The organism is Pedococcus sp. P2_D7 (assembly GCF_056404295.1).
This window is the reverse complement of record NZ_JBFUEH010000004.1, coordinates 35,247-49,662: the sequence shown is the minus strand read 5'-3', so window position 1 is coordinate 49,662 and position 14,416 is coordinate 35,247. Positions and strand designations below refer to the sequence as shown.

Annotated in this window: 10 protein-coding genes; 5 read left to right on the top strand and 5 right to left on the bottom strand. The window is 66.3% G+C overall.

From position 1 onward, the window contains the following. Window positions 1-604: 604 nt before the first annotated feature. The gene (locus AC1DWJ_RS09315; protein WP_477620641.1) at window positions 605-1,669 is read right to left on the bottom strand and encodes a LacI family DNA-binding transcriptional regulator; all 1,065 of its coding nucleotides are present in this window, start codon (window positions 1,667-1,669) and stop codon (window positions 605-607) included. A gap of 173 nt (window positions 1,670-1,842) precedes the next feature. Here AC1DWJ_RS09315 and AC1DWJ_RS09310 point away from each other — a divergent pair, with 173 nt between their 5' ends. The 5 genes from AC1DWJ_RS09310 to AC1DWJ_RS09290 all read left to right on the top strand — a co-directional run bounded on the left by AC1DWJ_RS09310 (window position 1,843) and on the right by AC1DWJ_RS09290 (window position 9,001). After that, window positions 1,843-3,093, top strand: coding sequence for an extracellular solute-binding protein (locus AC1DWJ_RS09310; RefSeq protein ID WP_477620640.1), 1,251 nt, complete (start codon window positions 1,843-1,845; stop codon window positions 3,091-3,093). Window positions 3,094-3,157: 64 nt separating this feature from the next. Then, on the top strand, window positions 3,158-4,090 hold the full coding sequence (locus AC1DWJ_RS09305; protein ID WP_477620639.1) for a carbohydrate ABC transporter permease: 933 nt from the start codon (window positions 3,158-3,160) through the stop codon (window positions 4,088-4,090). Continuing rightward, window positions 4,090-5,013: a carbohydrate ABC transporter permease gene (locus AC1DWJ_RS09300; RefSeq protein ID WP_477620638.1), complete on the top strand. Its 924-nt coding sequence runs from the start codon at window positions 4,090-4,092 to the stop codon at window positions 5,011-5,013. The genes AC1DWJ_RS09305 and AC1DWJ_RS09300 overlap by 1 nt, the downstream gene beginning before the upstream one ends. Then, on the top strand, window positions 5,010-6,284 hold the full coding sequence (locus tag AC1DWJ_RS09295; protein WP_457253964.1) for a glycoside hydrolase family 32 protein: 1,275 nt from the start codon (window positions 5,010-5,012) through the stop codon (window positions 6,282-6,284). Before AC1DWJ_RS09300 ends, AC1DWJ_RS09295 begins: the two co-directional genes overlap by 4 nt. 182 nt (window positions 6,285-6,466) lie before the next feature. Then, complete coding sequence (locus AC1DWJ_RS09290; RefSeq protein ID WP_477620637.1) at window positions 6,467-9,001, top strand: glycoside hydrolase family 32 protein; 2,535 nt, start codon at window positions 6,467-6,469, stop codon at window positions 8,999-9,001. A gap of 391 nt (window positions 9,002-9,392) precedes the next feature. Here AC1DWJ_RS09290 and AC1DWJ_RS09285 read toward each other — a convergent pair whose 3' ends face one another. From AC1DWJ_RS09285 to AC1DWJ_RS09270, 4 genes are all read right to left on the bottom strand, one after another. After that, window positions 9,393-9,677, bottom strand: coding sequence for a LacI family DNA-binding transcriptional regulator (locus AC1DWJ_RS09285; RefSeq protein WP_477620636.1), 285 nt, complete (start codon window positions 9,675-9,677; stop codon window positions 9,393-9,395). Between the two features lie 175 nt (window positions 9,678-9,852). Beyond that, entirely contained in the window at window positions 9,853-10,680 is an 828-nt protein-coding gene (gene ppgK, locus AC1DWJ_RS09280; protein ID WP_477620635.1) for a polyphosphate--glucose phosphotransferase, read from the bottom strand. Beyond that, window positions 10,677-11,657 carry an acetylxylan esterase gene (locus AC1DWJ_RS09275; RefSeq protein ID WP_477620634.1) on the bottom strand — a complete coding sequence of 327 codons (981 nt, stop codon included), beginning with the start codon at window positions 11,655-11,657 and terminating at the stop codon, window positions 10,677-10,679. The genes ppgK and AC1DWJ_RS09275 overlap by 4 nt, the downstream gene beginning before the upstream one ends. Before the next feature lie 148 nt (window positions 11,658-11,805). Then, on the bottom strand, window positions 11,806-14,199 hold the full coding sequence (locus tag AC1DWJ_RS09270) for a GH116 family glycosyl-hydrolase (RefSeq protein ID WP_477620633.1): 2,394 nt from the start codon (window positions 14,197-14,199) through the stop codon (window positions 11,806-11,808). Window positions 14,200-14,416: the final 217 nt, after the last annotated feature.

Here is a 14,416-nt window from a genome sequence, read left to right as displayed (position 1 = left end):
GTCGCTTCAGGTCGCGTACTACGGCCCAGGAGCGGGTCCGGTCACCCGCCCCGACTTCGCCGCCGGGAGTGTTGGGTTCAGTCCGCAGCCGCGGTACGCGCCACGTGGCCCATCGGAAGCGGGACGGTGCGAGACTCCACCGCGATTGCATACCCCCACCCGACGGGTCCGTGCAGGTCACCGGCTCAGGAGTCCGACTTCACGGCGTTCGGCACCTACATTCCCAGCGCATTTCCCGCGGGACAGAACCGGCGCAGCGTTTCCGCAGGTCACCGGCCTGACGATGTACCCGCAAATCTTCCTGCCCCAGATACCCCTAGCGGGTATGGACAGAGAGCCCCTGACCTGCGTTTCCGCTGGTCCGGGACCCTCTTGTGCACATGGTGGCAGGTGAAGGATTCGAACCTTCGAAGCTTTCGCGATGGATTTGCAGACCGACGTATGCCGCCCGCTCACCGGCGGCTCCTTGGCGCACCAACGCATTTCGCCGCGATTTCCCCACAGACACTGACGCCAGACGTCGTCTTTCGAGCACACCGGGACCGCCCGACGCCCCGATCGGCGCGTGTAGCACTCCGCCAGTAGTGACGCAGGGCCACGATATTCACGCCGGGAGTCGGGCAGCTCCGACAGCGGTCACGGAGGCGCGGCGCACGAGAGGGCACTCCAGTCGGGCGACCTCACCGGTGCCGTTGGGCTGCCAGGAGGCGGACGAGGTGTCGTGGCCGAGCAACGTTTGGATTGCCAGCTTTCCCATCTCGGCATGAGGCAGCCGCATCGTCGTCAGGGGCGGATCGAGTTCTGAGGCGATGAACTCTTGGTCGTCGAAGCCGATCACTGAGATGTCGTGGGGGATCGAAAGCCCTCGCTGTCGCGCGGCGCGGTAGAAGCCCATCGCGACCTGGTCGTTGAAGCAGAACACCCCGGTCGGGCGCACATCGTCAGGGAGGTCGAGCAGTTCGCCGCCGCGCACGCCGCCGCTGACCCTCGGCAAGACACCAAGGCGCAGACGCGGGTCCGGTCCGATTCCGGCCTCTTCGAGAGCTTGCCGGTAGCCGTCGTAGCGAAGGCCGGACGCAACCAGCCCGGTGTCACCCTCGAGGTAGGCAATTCGCCTGTGTCCGTGCCCAAGAAGCTCCCGTGTCGCGTCGTACGCAGCGGACGTCTCGGACGGAACGATCGAGCGAAAGGATCCGCTGGTTGCGCGGCAGTTGAGGAAGATCGTCGTCTCGGGAAGTCCCGGGAGGGGTTCGACCTCCTGGTGGAACATGTGTGCGACCACCAGTGAGGACACCTGATGTTGCAGCAAGGAGTCGAGCGCGCGTTCCATGTCGGCGTCGTTGGGTGAGCGACCGATGTTCACGGTGATGAGCAGATAGCCGCTGCGCGCAGCCTCGGTCTGCGCGGCCGCCAACATCGCCACAGCGAACGGGGTGGTGGTCACCTCATCGGACAGAAAACCGATCGCCTGGCTGCTTCGTTGTCGCAGCCCTCGGGCCATCTCGTTGGGCCGGTAGCCGAGCTCGTCGGCCGCCTTCTGCACGCGCTCTCGTGTTCCTTCCGGGACTCGGACACCGTCTCGCTTCCCATTGAGCACCACCGAAACCGTCGTGATCGAGACGCCGGCGCGCACGGCAACGTCCTTCAAGGTGGGGCGAGAGGGCGGCACAGGATTCTCCTCAGCAACGTCGGAAACTGGGCCCAGGTTGGGTATTGACAGTGAAGAAACGTTGTATCACTATTGCGGAAACGTTTCTTCACTCACCGCGACAGTACCTCACCCCAAGGAGAACCACCGTGAATCGAGACATGCGACGCAGGGTTGTGAGTGCTGGCGCGCTCTTGGCAACCACTGCTCTGATGATGACGGGCTGCGCGAAGGCCACCACCAACGCCAGCGGCGGAGACGGGGGCACCCTGACCCTGTGGACCCACGCGGGTGGCGCCCCCAAGGAGATCGCGCTCCTCAAGACGGCCATCGCCGACTACGACTCGAGCCAGCAGAAGTACAAGGTCGAGCTCAAGTCGTTCCCGCAAGAGGCGTACAACGGCGCAGTCACTGCTGCCGCCACGTCGAAGAAGCTCCCCTGCATCCTCGACATCGACGCGCCGAACGTGCCGGCGTGGGCGAAGGCCGGCTTCCTGGCCCCGCTCGACCTGCCGGCGGACCTGGTCGCCAAGAACCTCGACAGCACCAAGGGCATCTACAACGACAAGCTCTACTCGATCGGCTACTTCGAGGCGGCACTGGCGATCTTCGCCCACAAGGACGCCCTGGTTCAGGCTGGCGTGCGCATCCCCACCGTGAAGCAGCCGTGGACCGCCGCTGAGTTCGCCGACGCATTGCCGAAGATCAAGGCGACCGGCAAGTTCAAGACCACGTTCGACCTCGGTACCGGTGACTCGGGAACCGAGTGGTGGACCTACGGCTATTCGCCCTTCCTGCAGAGCTTCGGCGGCGACCTCATCGATCGCTCCAGCTACAAGACCGCGCAGGGCGCGATCAACGGCGACGCTGCCAAGAAGTGGGCCGCGTGGTTCCGCGGTCTGGTGGACCAGGGCTACACCCCTGCCAAGTCCGGGGTCGATGCGTTTGCCGACTTCTCCAACGGCAAGTCGGCGATGGTGTGGACCGGTATCTGGAACTCCACGGGTCTCGACAAGGTCAAGGACGGCGTCGCGCTGCCGCCCCCGGACTTCGGCAAGGGGCCCAAGATCGGCGGCGGTTCCTGGCAGTGGGGCGTGAGCTCCAACTGCGCGAACAAGGCCGCTGCCATGGACTACCTCGCGTACTCGCTCAAGCCGAAGTACCTCTCGAAGATCGTGACCGACTCCGGCAACGTCCCGGCAACGGACGAGGCGGCCCAGCTGTCGCCAGGGTGGCAGGAAGGAGGCCCGAAGCGCTTCTTCCTCGACGAGTCTGCGGCCTTCGCCGAGCTTCGTCCCCCGACGCCGGGCTACCCGTTCCTGACCACGACCTTCGCCAAGGCGGCGCAGGACATCATCGCTGGTGGTAACGCCAACGCCATCCTCGACAAGGCGGCTGCCGACATCGACGCCGACCTGAAGGCGAACGACTACTACGGCAACTGACCTCGATGGGACGGGCGGCAACCACAGCTGCCCGCCCCATCGGCCCCCTCACCCTGGAGTTCTGATGACCACCACAGTCGCCCCGCGCACCACGTCACGTACGAGGACCCGGCCACCATCCAAGGCGCACACGCACTCCTGGGTCGGATTCAGCTTCACTGTCCCGGCCATCGTCATGCTGCTCGTGTTCTTCTTCGTGCCGCTGATCCTGTGCTTCGTGCTCGCCTTCACCAACGCCCGGCTCATCTCCGGTGAGCCCACCAGGATCACGGGGCTGGACAACTTCCAACGACTCTTCTCCGACCCTCTGTTCTGGAAGTCACTGCGCAACACGGCCTACTTCGCGGTGGTCGTCGTGCCGCTGCAGTCCGCCCTGGCACTGCTGCTCGCGATCCTGGTGAACGGTCAAGGACGGGCCAAGAACTTCTTCCGCACCCTGTACTTCGTGCCTGTGGTGACATCGATCGTCGTCGTGTCGATCCTGTGGCGCTTCATGTACGCGAGCGACGGCCTCATCAACAGCATGCTGCAGCTGGTGACATTCAACGCGCTGCAGGGCACCGACTGGCTGAGCAACACCTCGACCGCCATGCCGGCGGTCATCCTGATGTCGATCTGGCAGGCCGTCGGATTCCACATGGTGATCTGGCTTGCCGGCCTACAGACCATCCCGATGGACCTGTACGAAGCGGCCTCGCTCGACGGTGCCGGCCGGTGGGACCAGTTCCGCTTCGTCACCTGGCCGGGCCTCAAGAACACCCGCACGTTCATTCTCGTCACCATCACCATTGCTGCGCTCAGCCTCTTCGCCCAGGTCCAGGTCATGACCAGCGGTGGCCCGCTCGACTCGACCTCGACCGTCGTCTACCAAGCTGTCCGCGCCGGCTACACGCAGCAGGCCACCGGCTACGCATCCGCGATCTCGCTGGTCTTCTTCGCACTGGTGTTGACCGTCTCGCTCATCCAACAGTTCGTCACCCGAGACAAGGACGCCTGATGACCACGCTCACTCACAGGGCCGCCTCCCGCCGAGCCTCGAAGCCGCCCCGCAAGATCACCCGAGGCACGGTCGGCCTGAACCTCGCTCGCCTCGTTCTCGGACTGTTCTTCGCATTCCCGATCGTCTTCATGCTGGTGTCCTCGCTCAAGCCGGACGAGCAGATCTTCGGCGATCTCGGCTCCCTCAAGGCGTTCCTCCCCGTCGGACACCTGTCTCTCGACAACTACCGCACGACCCTGGACACGGTCCCGGCCGTTCGGTTCCTGCTGAACTCGATCGTGGTCTCGGGAGTGACGGTTGCCCTCGGGTTGTTCATCAACAGCCTGGCTGCCTTCGGCGTGTCGCGGCTGCAGTGGAAGGGCCGCAAGATCGTGCTCGCCCTGGTGCTCGCAACCCTGGTCGTGCCGTTCGAGACCTTCGCGCTGCCCCTGCTTTGGTGGGTCAACCACCTGCCCTGGCTCACGCACGACGGCTTCACCCTGCTGTGGACCGAGGGCTGGCTGGATACCTACCGAGTGCAGATCCTGCCATTCGTTGCCAACGCGTTCTCGATCTACCTCTTCTACTCCTACTTCCAGAGCATCCCCAAGGAGCTCGACGAGGCAGCCATCGTTGACGGGGCCGGATGGTTCCGCATCTACCGCAGCATCATCATGCCGCTCTCCGGACCCGCTATCGCCACGGTCTCGATCCTGACGTTCCTCCCCGCCTGGAACTCCTACCTGTGGCCCCTCATGGTGGTGCAGACCGAGGAACTGCGGCCCGTCATGCTCGGTGTCAGCTACTTCTTCCAGCTCAACGTCGAGTGGGGCCCGATGATGGCCTACTCCAGCATGATCACGATCCCCGTCCTCGCGCTCTTCCTGGCCTTCCAGCGAAACTTCATCGGCAGCATTGCCGCGAGCGGCGTGAAGGGATGACCTCGACAGCGCCCCGGGCGACCGAAACCCGGCCGATCGTCCACTTCACCCCACCGGCGGGGTGGATGAACGACCCCCACGGGATCTACTGGCTCGACGGTGTCTACCACCTGTACTTCCAGCATGTGCCGGACGCGGTGGAGTGGCAGACCGGGATTTCCTGGGGGCATGCCACCAGTAAGGATCTCGTCCACTGGCGCCCAGCGGCCCCAGTCCTTGCACCCGGCGAGGGCGACGAGGGCATCTGGTCAGGCAGCGCCGTGATCGATGACGACGGCCGGCCGGTGCTCTTCTACACCTCGGCCGGCGGCGAGGACGTGGACCTCGGAAGGATCCGCTCCGCGCGGCTGTCACAGGCCGGCGATCAGTGGGTCAAGGGTCCGGTCCTGGTTGAGGCTGTGGACACAGCGACGCGCGTGTTTCGGGACCCGACAGTGTTCCGCGACGGCGACCACTGGACCATGGTCGTTGGCAGCGGCCGGTCCGACGGCACCGCGTGTGCCGAGGTGTTCTCGTCCTCGGACCTCGAGAGCTGGACGCCCGTCGGGATCCTGGCTTCGCGAAGCACCCGTTCACAGCACCCCTGGACGGGCGCTGCATGGGAGTGCCCGCAGGTGATCAGCGGCGCCAGTGATGCACCCGACTTGCTCGTGGTGTCGATCTGGGACGACCACACGCCGCACGACGTGGCAGCGGCGACCGGGACCTACGCCGACGGCCGGTTCGCCGCGCGTCACTGGCGTTTGCTCTCGGCCGGTGCTGGGCACTTCGCGGCCTCGGCGTTCACGGACACCGAGGGACGGTCCTGCCTGATCTTCTGGATACGAGGCATCACCGACCCCGGTCGGTGGGCCGGTGCCTTGAGCCTGCCGTACGTCGTCACGACAGACGGCGACGACGTCCGTCTGGAGCCGCACCCTGCGGTCGCGGCGGCGCGCCTCCCCCCTGACGCCGGCCACGTCGGCGCCGGCCGAGCCATCGACGTGGAATGGCGGCCCCGCCAGGAGGACAGGCTGCAACTGGTCACGCCCGAAGGCGAGGTGCAGGCATCGGTCCACGTCGAAGGGTGGACTGTCACGGTCGCCGTTCGCGACGCCGCCTCGGTCACGGTCAGCCACCACAGCGAGTGCCTGCGGATCATTGCCGACGCCCAGGTCCTCGAGGTCGTCGCCGACGGCGGCCTGGTCGGATTGCCCCTTCCGGCCTCCGAGACTGGACTCCAGCCGCACACTGGCGATCCGGGCCGCGTCGCCTGGTGGCACCTCAGTTGACTTCCCCACGAAGCCCGGCATCGCGGTGGCAAGTTTGCCGAAATGCGGTCCATCCGACTCGGCCTGATATAGGCCCCTGACGCATCTGCATGCGTCCCACGATGCGACACCACCTTCTTGACCTACTCGACGGTCACCGTCACTATCGCTAATGACAACGTTGTCATACCGGAGGTTCGTCCATGTCTGTCAGCACTCGTTCCCCTTTGCGCCGGCCGCTCGCCGTCGTCCTGCTGGTCCTCGCGGTCCTTGCCGCACTCGGCGTGGCGCCCGCGGCGGCGGACACACCGCAACACCGCCCCGCCTACCACTTCAGCCCCTCGAAGAACTGGATCAACGACCCCAATGGGCTCGTCTTCTCCAAGGGCGTCTACCACCTCTTCTTCCAGCACAACCCGCTCGGCAACGTCTGGGGCAACATGTCCTGGGGGCACGCGACGAGCACCGACCTCGTCCACTGGAAAGAGCAACCGGTCGCCATCCCGTTCGACGCCAACGAGGGAGTGTTCTCCGGCTCGGTCGTCATCGACAAGACCAACAGTTCCGGCTTCGGCACGGTGACGGACCCCCCACTCGTGGCGATGTACACCAGCGCCTACACGGCCGCCAGTGGCCGCGATGGCATCCAGGCACAGTCATTGGCGTACTCGACCGACGACGGTCAGACGTGGACCAAGTACTCGGGCAACCCGGTCATCGACATCGGATCGCGCGAGTTCCGCGACCCCAAGGTCTTCTGGTACGAGACCGCCAGGGAGTGGCGGATGGTGTCGGTGATCGCCAACGAGCACAAGGTCCTGATCTGGCGCTCTGCCGACCTCAAGCACTGGACGCGGCTCTCCGAGTTCGGCCCCCGCGACGCCATCGGCGGCGCGTGGGAGTGCCCGGACCTCTTCCCGCTGGCAGTCGACGGCGACCCGGGGAACGTCAAGTGGGTCATGATCGTCAGCCTCAACCCCGGCGGGGTCGCGGGCGGCTCGGGCACCCAGTACTTCGTCGGTGACTTCGACGGTACGACCTTCACGCCGGACGGGCCCGCGAGCTACCAGCCTCCCACCGGGACGCTGCTGCAGGGATTCGAGAACGGGTATGCCGGGTGGACCCCGACCGGGACCGCCTTCGGGTCTGAGCCGGTATCCGGTTCGCTGCCGGGCCAGCAGCCCGTCACCGGTTACGTGGGCGAGCACCTCGTCAACAGCTTCATCGACTTCGACGGCGCCCAGGGCGAGCTGACCTCCCCGGCGTTCACCATCGACCAGAGGTACCTCAACTTCCTCATCGGCGGTGGCCACCACGACGCGGTCGCCGGCGCGACCCAGGGCGACCCTGGCGGTGAGGTCTTCACCGACTTCGAGGACCTCGACCCGGTGACGCACCTGCCCGCCGGGTGGAGTGCTACAGGGGACTTCGTCGGCTACAGCGCGACCAGCTCGGGACTGCCCTACCACCAGGGTGACAAGGTGCTCGACACGTGCGTCGTGCCCGACAAGTGCGACCTCGCCGTGGGCACCTTCGTGTCGCCCGAGTTCACCGTGACCAAGGGTTACGTCAACCTCCTCATCGCAGGCGGCACGCACCCGGTCGGGACGAGTGGCCCGACCGTCGTCGAGCTCGTCTCGGGCGGAGCGGTCGTCGGGTCGGTGACCGGAAACAACTCCGGTGAGATGGACTGGCGCCACATCGACGCCCGGGCAGTGGTGGGCAAGCAGGCCCGGATCGTGATCCGGGACGACCACAGTGGCGGCGACTGGGGACACCTCATGGTGGACGACATCCGGTTGTCCGACTCGGCAGCCGGCCCGCGCGACACCCAGACCACCGTCAACCTCGTCGTCGGCGGCGAGGTCGTGCGGTCCAGCACGGGATCGGACAGCGAGGCCCTCGACTGGGCCTCGTGGGACCTCAATGACCTGCAGGGCAGGACCGCGCAGATCACGGTGGTCGACCACAGCTCCGGTGGGTGGGGCCACATCCTCGCCGACCAGTTCATGCTCGCATCGGCACCGGCCAAGAGCGGGACCGAGCGTGCCAGCTGGGTCGACTTCGGACGCGACAACTACGCCGGCGTCACCTTCAACGGGCTGCCCGACAACCAGCGCACCACCATCAGCTGGATGAACAACTGGCAGTATGCCGGCGACGTGCCCACCGACCCGTGGCGCGGCCAGATGACGATGCCCCGCAGGCTGTCCCTGGTCACGACCGAGGCGGGACCGCGCCTCCGCCAGACCCCGGTCCCCGGAATCGATGCGGTCACCGTGAACAGTGACAAGCAGCAGGCCAAGGAGCGTTCGGTCGCGGCCGGGGTGACGCCGACCGGGCTCGCCGCGACCGTGGCACGGGTCGAGGTCCGCGTCGCCCTGGGCTCGGCGTCCGAGGCCGGCGTCGTGCTGAGGCGCAGCGCCGACGGCGCCGTGGGCACCAGGATCGGGGTCCGTCGCGACGGCACGCTGGTCGTCGATCGGACCCGCAGCGGCAACGTCGCGTTCAACCCCCTCTTCCCGAGCATCGAGGAGGCGCCCGTGACGGTGCGCGACGGTGAGGTGACCTTCACGGCATACCTCGACCGCAGCTCGGTCGAGGTGCTGGCCGAGAGCGGTCAGGTCTCTGTCACCGACCTCATCTACCCGCCGACGGCGGCGACGGGTGTCGCCGCCTACGCGGTGGGCGGGACTGCCAAGACGGTCGACATCAAGGTGACACCCATCCGTCCCTGACCGGGCCGAAGGCGGCCGGTGCAGCTGCAGGAGCTGCACCGGCCAGTTACAGCCGGACATCGTCGGGGGCAAGGCAAAGGGCCCCCTAGCATGCATTCCGCTGGTCAGGGGCCCTTTCGTGCACTGGGTGGCAGGTGAAGGATTCGAACCTTCGAAGCTTTCGCGATGGATTTACAGACCGACGTATGCCGCCCGCTCGCCTGGACCTTCTCGGCTCGCCAGCGAATTTCGCCGCGGTTTCCCCACAGACACTCGACATCAGACGTCGACTTTCGACCACACCCGGCCCCTAGGTCATGCCCTGAGCATGAGGCGCTCCGCCCACGATTGGTGTCGCACACGGCCGCCATCGACGCGGGTTCGTTGCCCGGTTCCAAGTCTGTTGCCAGCCCTATGACCCGGCGCCGCGACGAAGTTGGGCAGCTGCCTCGTTCCTCTCGTAGCCGAGCAGCGCGACGGCGCGCTTCACCCGCAGCCGGGTCTCCTCGCGGACATGCGGTTCGGCATTCAAGACCCGGGACACCGTCGCGAAACTCACCCCCGCCATGCGAGCGACGTCTTTGATGGTCGGGGGCCTGGGAGCGTCACTTCGGTCCGCAGTCCCGTTGGCATGGGTGCCCTCAACCTCGACATTCGACACACGGGAATTTCGGCGCGCGGCTGAGGCGTCCGTCATGAGGGTTGCCCTCCATTCACGAAGGCCCAGGAATCCGCCACGATGTGGTGGGGGCGGGCGACCCGACACGCAGTCCTATGAGCAGTCGCGCCGCCGGGGTCTGGTCGGCCGGGGTCACCGATCTCGGCCCAGGCGGTGGTCGGCGGGTTCCAGCCCGCATTCAAAGACCTCCCGCTCATGACGGGAATGGTTCTGCTGGCGGTTGGATGGCGCGCCCGGCGCGGTGTTGGATCAGCTGCGTGGCGTCGGCGCGGTGCTGCATCCACGCCGCGTCGGCTGCACCGATGATGCCGGCGTTGTTGGTCGACTGCGCGAGCCGGACCGGGGTTCGCGGGTTGAGGTGCTGAAGCCACTTTTCGGGGTTCTTGGAGATGCCGCCGCCCAGGATGATCAGGTTGGGCCAGACCAGGTTTTCCAGGGCCTTCAGATAGGTGTCGGCCCGAGCGCCCCACTCGGCCCAGGTCAGCTGGTCGCGTTCGCGGGCTGACGCGGCCGCGCGGCGTTCGGCCTCAACGTTGTCGATCTCGATGTGGCCGAGTTCGGAGTTGGCGACCAGCTCGCCGTTGTTGATCACGGCGACACCGATGCCGGTGCCGAAAGTGACGACAACGACAACGCCTTGCTGGCCCCGGGCTGCGCCGTAGTGAGCTTCGGCGAGCCCGGCGGCGTCGGCGTCGTTCAGAAAGGTCGATGGTCCATCCAGCCGGAGACCGATGAGCTGGTGCAAGGAGGAACCGATCCAGCTGTCGTCCAGGTTGGCGGCGGTGTGAGCTACGCCGTCGAGGACGACGCCGGGGAAAGCGACGCCTACAGGGCCGGCGAAGTCGAAGCGGGCGGCAACGGCGGCAACGACGTCGGACACGTCGGTCGGCGTTGCTGGTTGTGGGGTATCAAGCCGGTACCGCTGACTGACCAGGGAGCCTGATGAGATGTCGACCAAACCGCCTTTGGTTCCGGTGCCCCCGATGTCGATGCCAAGGGCGACATCTGGCTGGTCGCTCATTGGGGTGCCACCAGACGCTCGCGGAGGAATTGAACCTTGCTTTCGTCGTGCTGCCTGCTGTGAGAGTGCACGCCGAATGGATTGACCTCTATGCGCTTTCGCGCGGTGATGGCGTTATAGGCAGCGAAGACGGTTGATGGCGGGCACACTCGATCCATCAGGCCCACAACTATCGAGGTGTCTGCCGTGATGCGGCGTGCGAGTAGAGCGTTGTCTATGTAGCGCAGCGTGTCGCGGGCGGCGTGGACCAGGTCGAAGTGGGTGGCGAGGAAGTCGGCGATCTCGGCGTACGGGTATTCGTCCGAGAGCGTGATGGCTCGTTGGATGTCGCACAGGAAGGGAACGTCTGCCGTGCAGACTCGCACTGCTGGCGGCAGAAGTGCTGCCGCCGCGAGGGCGAGCGCGCCGCCCTGGCTGCTGCCGGTGACGCCGATGCGATCAGGGTCTACGCCGGGTAGCTGAGCGGCGACCTCTACTGCACGAACGGCGTCGACATAGAGCCGGGTGTAGTAGTAGTCCTCGGGGTGGGTGATGCCTCTCGTCATGACCTCGGCTCGTTCCGCGAAGGTCCCTGTCCCGTCCGGCGTCGCTCCGGTTGACCAGCGACCGCCTTGCCCACGCGTGTCCATGACGAGGTTGGCGAAGCCGACGGCAGCGAGCGCGAGGTGGTCGCTCGGGACGCTGCGCCCGCCTCCGTAGCCGATGTAGGTGATGACCAGCGGCAGCTGGGTGTCGCCCGACCCTGCTGGGCGCAGGTACCAACCGCGTACGCGGTCACCGCGAGCGCCGGAGAACTCGACGTCCCAGACTGGCAGGTCTCCATAGACCTCGGGGCGGTGACGCGTCATCGTCGTCGGCCGGGCCGCTGCCCGCGCCTCGTCGATCCGGGCGACCCAGAACTCGTCGAGTCCCTCAGGCTCAACCGTGGTCGTGCGGTACGTGCGCAGTTGGTCCTCGGGTAGGTCAAACCAAGGCATGGCGTGGGCCTTTCGGGGCTGGCGAGGATGGAGGATCCACGCTGCTTCAGAGGGGTCGACGGACGCTGACTTACGCACGTGATGAGGACGCAGGGTCACGGGCTGACCCTGCGTCCTCACTTGGTGCACGAGCGTTAGGTCTGCGCTGTCACTGGCGGCGGGCCGATGCGTACGTGTCCCAGGCGGCTAGGGCTCGCACGTAGTAGGCCGCCCGGTAGGTAGTGGGGTCGTAGCCGTTCCACGCCTCGGGGGTGTTGAAGGCGAAAGCACCACCTGCGGCTGCGCTCGGGCTGTAGATCTGGTGCACCAGACCCTCCGCGAGCTCGTTGCCGTCGGCGACCAGGTCGGGTCGTCCGAGCCGTCGGCCTTCCCGAATGAGCGTCCCGGCGAACTCGAAGTTCGTCCCGGTCCACACCTCCGCGGCCTGGAACCCGAGTTCCAGGGGCCGGTTGAGCAGGAACGGGTACGGCTTGCCACCGTAGGGGACGAGATTCGGCGCCCCTAGCATGTGCCCCGTGGAGTCCTTCAGCTGCGTCATGAGGTCGAAGGTGTTGGTCAGGTGGGCGGCCACATGTGCAGGCGGATTGATGTCCGGCAGACCGAGCTGTTCTGCCACGTGCTGAGGCCACAGCACGTCGACGAAGGCATCCGTGGACCGGGCTCCTGCATCAGTGAACTTGTAGTAGCTCCCGGTCCAAAAGGCCGCCTCATACGCAGAACGGGAAGTGGCCCGCGTGTGGTCGAGGGCGGCGAGATCCACCGTCGAGGCTGCAGGGATCCCGAGCCGCTTTGCGTCCTTTGTAGCGGCTGCCATGATGTCTGCGGCCAAGACGTACAGGCCGGAGTTGTAGACACCATGCACTCCGCCGGACTGCCCCATGATGTCGTAGGTGCTGGCGAAGGCGGCCGGCTCCGTGGGCAGTGTGTCGCCCTGCGGTATCCGAGATTGCACGTCGTGCGTCCAGGCGCGGAGCATCGCAGGGTAGATGTCGCGCAACAGTGCGTCGTTGCCGGAGCTGTGATAGGCGCCGTACGAACGGATCAGGTACTTGGCCGGACGGTCGAAGAAGGTGGTCTCGGGTACGGCTGGGCTGGTGGAGTTCTCCCAGAGCAGCCACGGTGCGGTCAGGTGCCACCAGATATAGCTGCCGACCGGGCCGTTGAAGCCCGGGCTGCCGGGTACTCGGCCGTTCGGGTCTTGGGTGACCATCTCGGAGGTCGCGCGTACCCAGGCGGCTTCGGTGGAGGGGAACAACTCGCGCAGAGCGATCGCCATCTGCCCCTGGACGTCGGTCTCCCCGGCGTCGGCCCAACCACCACCCGTGACCGTGTGGAACAGGTGGGTGCCAGGGACCGCGGAGCCTATCCGGGGTGCGCCGGTCAGGTGTGGACTGGAAACGAGGCCAGATTCCCAGAAGGAGCCGTTGAACGGGAGCTGTCCGAGTTCGTTCAGAGCGGCCATGCGGATTGCGGGCGACACCGTGTTGTCCAATGCCACCGGCTTCCACCAGCGTGCCACCGCTTTCGCTGCCTTGTCTTCGCGTGCGAGGTTCCGCGCCGCGATGGCGAAGCCCTGGTTGCCGGCATAGCTGCCCGGGATGTAGTTGTTTCGTGCGTCTTCCCGGGCTCCGTAGTAGGAGGTGTAGCGCCGCATCCAGACTGTGTCGCCCGCAGTACCGAAAGTGATTTGCGGGAAGTCCCAGGCCAGGACGAAGTGAACGGTTTGCGTCTGATGAGCAGGCAGGTTCATCGAGACTGCGAGGGCGCTGGCGGAGCTGCTGTCGTCGAGGGCAGCGTTGGGCAGGGCACCGGTTGCCTTGAAGGGGGTGTAGATGTCGGAGCCGTCGCCGTCGGCGTCCCAGGAGGTTGCGTAGGTGACTCGCTGTCCGGGTTCACTGCGAACGGCAGTGGTCCACTCGCTGTTCTGCGAGTCTGCGGTGTTGGCGGGGCTGGACGCCCCCAGCGTGATGCCGGTGATCTTGTTGCGGTGATCGACCGTCTTGTGGCTGGTGTAGCCCGTGCGGACACTGGACACGGGGCTCGGGGTGTTCTGCACAGTGCTGGCCACGTGGGTTGGCGCGTTCGGGAAGGTGAACATCGTCGACACCTTCGTCGCCTTGCTCGTCTTGTTCGTGAGTTGCACGTCGAAGTAGGCCACCGGCTGGGACGAGGACTCGTCGTTGCCGGCCACGATGGGAGACCAGAATGTGGTCGACACAGAGGTGGAGGGCACGGGGTCGGTGTAGTCAATACGGCCGAAGGGGTAGAGCGCGCTGTACGTCCCCTTGCCAGCATCCAGGGTCGACCAGGCAGGAAGGACGGAACCGAACTCGGAGCTGTTGACGGCGAGCGTCCTCGTCGAGGCGGTTCGGCCCTGCTGCTGTTCGCGGATGTGGATGGCAGCCTGAGGAAGGATGCGCTTCTCGTAGTTGGAGTTTGTGGCTCCGCCCATGCTCCACGGACCGAAGGTCCCAGCTTGGTTGATCATGAAGGAACCCGCTCCAAGGCCACCGAGCGGGATGCCGAGGCCGGGCTGCGCCATCGGGTTGCCGAGCGCGAAGGGAACGGTGTCAGGTGCGGAGGCATCCCCCGCGCACCGCTGCCAGTCGTGAACGCTGCATGGGACGCTTCCAATGACTCCGAGGGGTCGCTGGTATGCGGCGTCGCCAAGGGCAGTGTGTCGCGCCGGTTGCGCGGCTGGCGCCAGCGGCACCGACGCTAGGGCTGGTGCGATGCCCGTGGCGGCTATGCCGACTGCG

Bases quoted from the DNA above. Each gene is read 5' to 3' on its own strand.
- AC1DWJ_RS09305 (WP_477620639.1), top strand. From the start codon at position 3,158: ATGACCACCACAGTCGCCCCGCGCACCACGTCACGTACGAGGACCCGG.
- AC1DWJ_RS09300 (WP_477620638.1), top strand. From the start codon at position 4,090: ATGACCACGCTCACTCACAGGGCCGCCTCCCGCCGAGCCTCGAAGCCG.
- AC1DWJ_RS09295 (WP_457253964.1), top strand. From the start codon at position 5,010: ATGACCTCGACAGCGCCCCGGGCGACCGAAACCCGGCCGATCGTCCAC.
- AC1DWJ_RS09290 (WP_477620637.1), top strand. From the start codon at position 6,467: ATGTCTGTCAGCACTCGTTCCCCTTTGCGCCGGCCGCTCGCCGTCGTC.
- AC1DWJ_RS09285 (WP_477620636.1), bottom strand. From the start codon at position 9,677: ATGACGGACGCCTCAGCCGCGCGCCGAAATTCCCGTGTGTCGAATGTC.
- ppgK (WP_477620635.1), bottom strand. From the start codon at position 10,680: ATGAGCGACCAGCCAGATGTCGCCCTTGGCATCGACATCGGGGGCACC.
- AC1DWJ_RS09275 (WP_477620634.1), bottom strand. From the start codon at position 11,657: ATGCCTTGGTTTGACCTACCCGAGGACCAACTGCGCACGTACCGCACG.
- AC1DWJ_RS09270 (WP_477620633.1), bottom strand. From the start codon at position 14,199: ATGGCGCAGCCCGGCCTCGGCATCCCGCTCGGTGGCCTTGGAGCGGGT.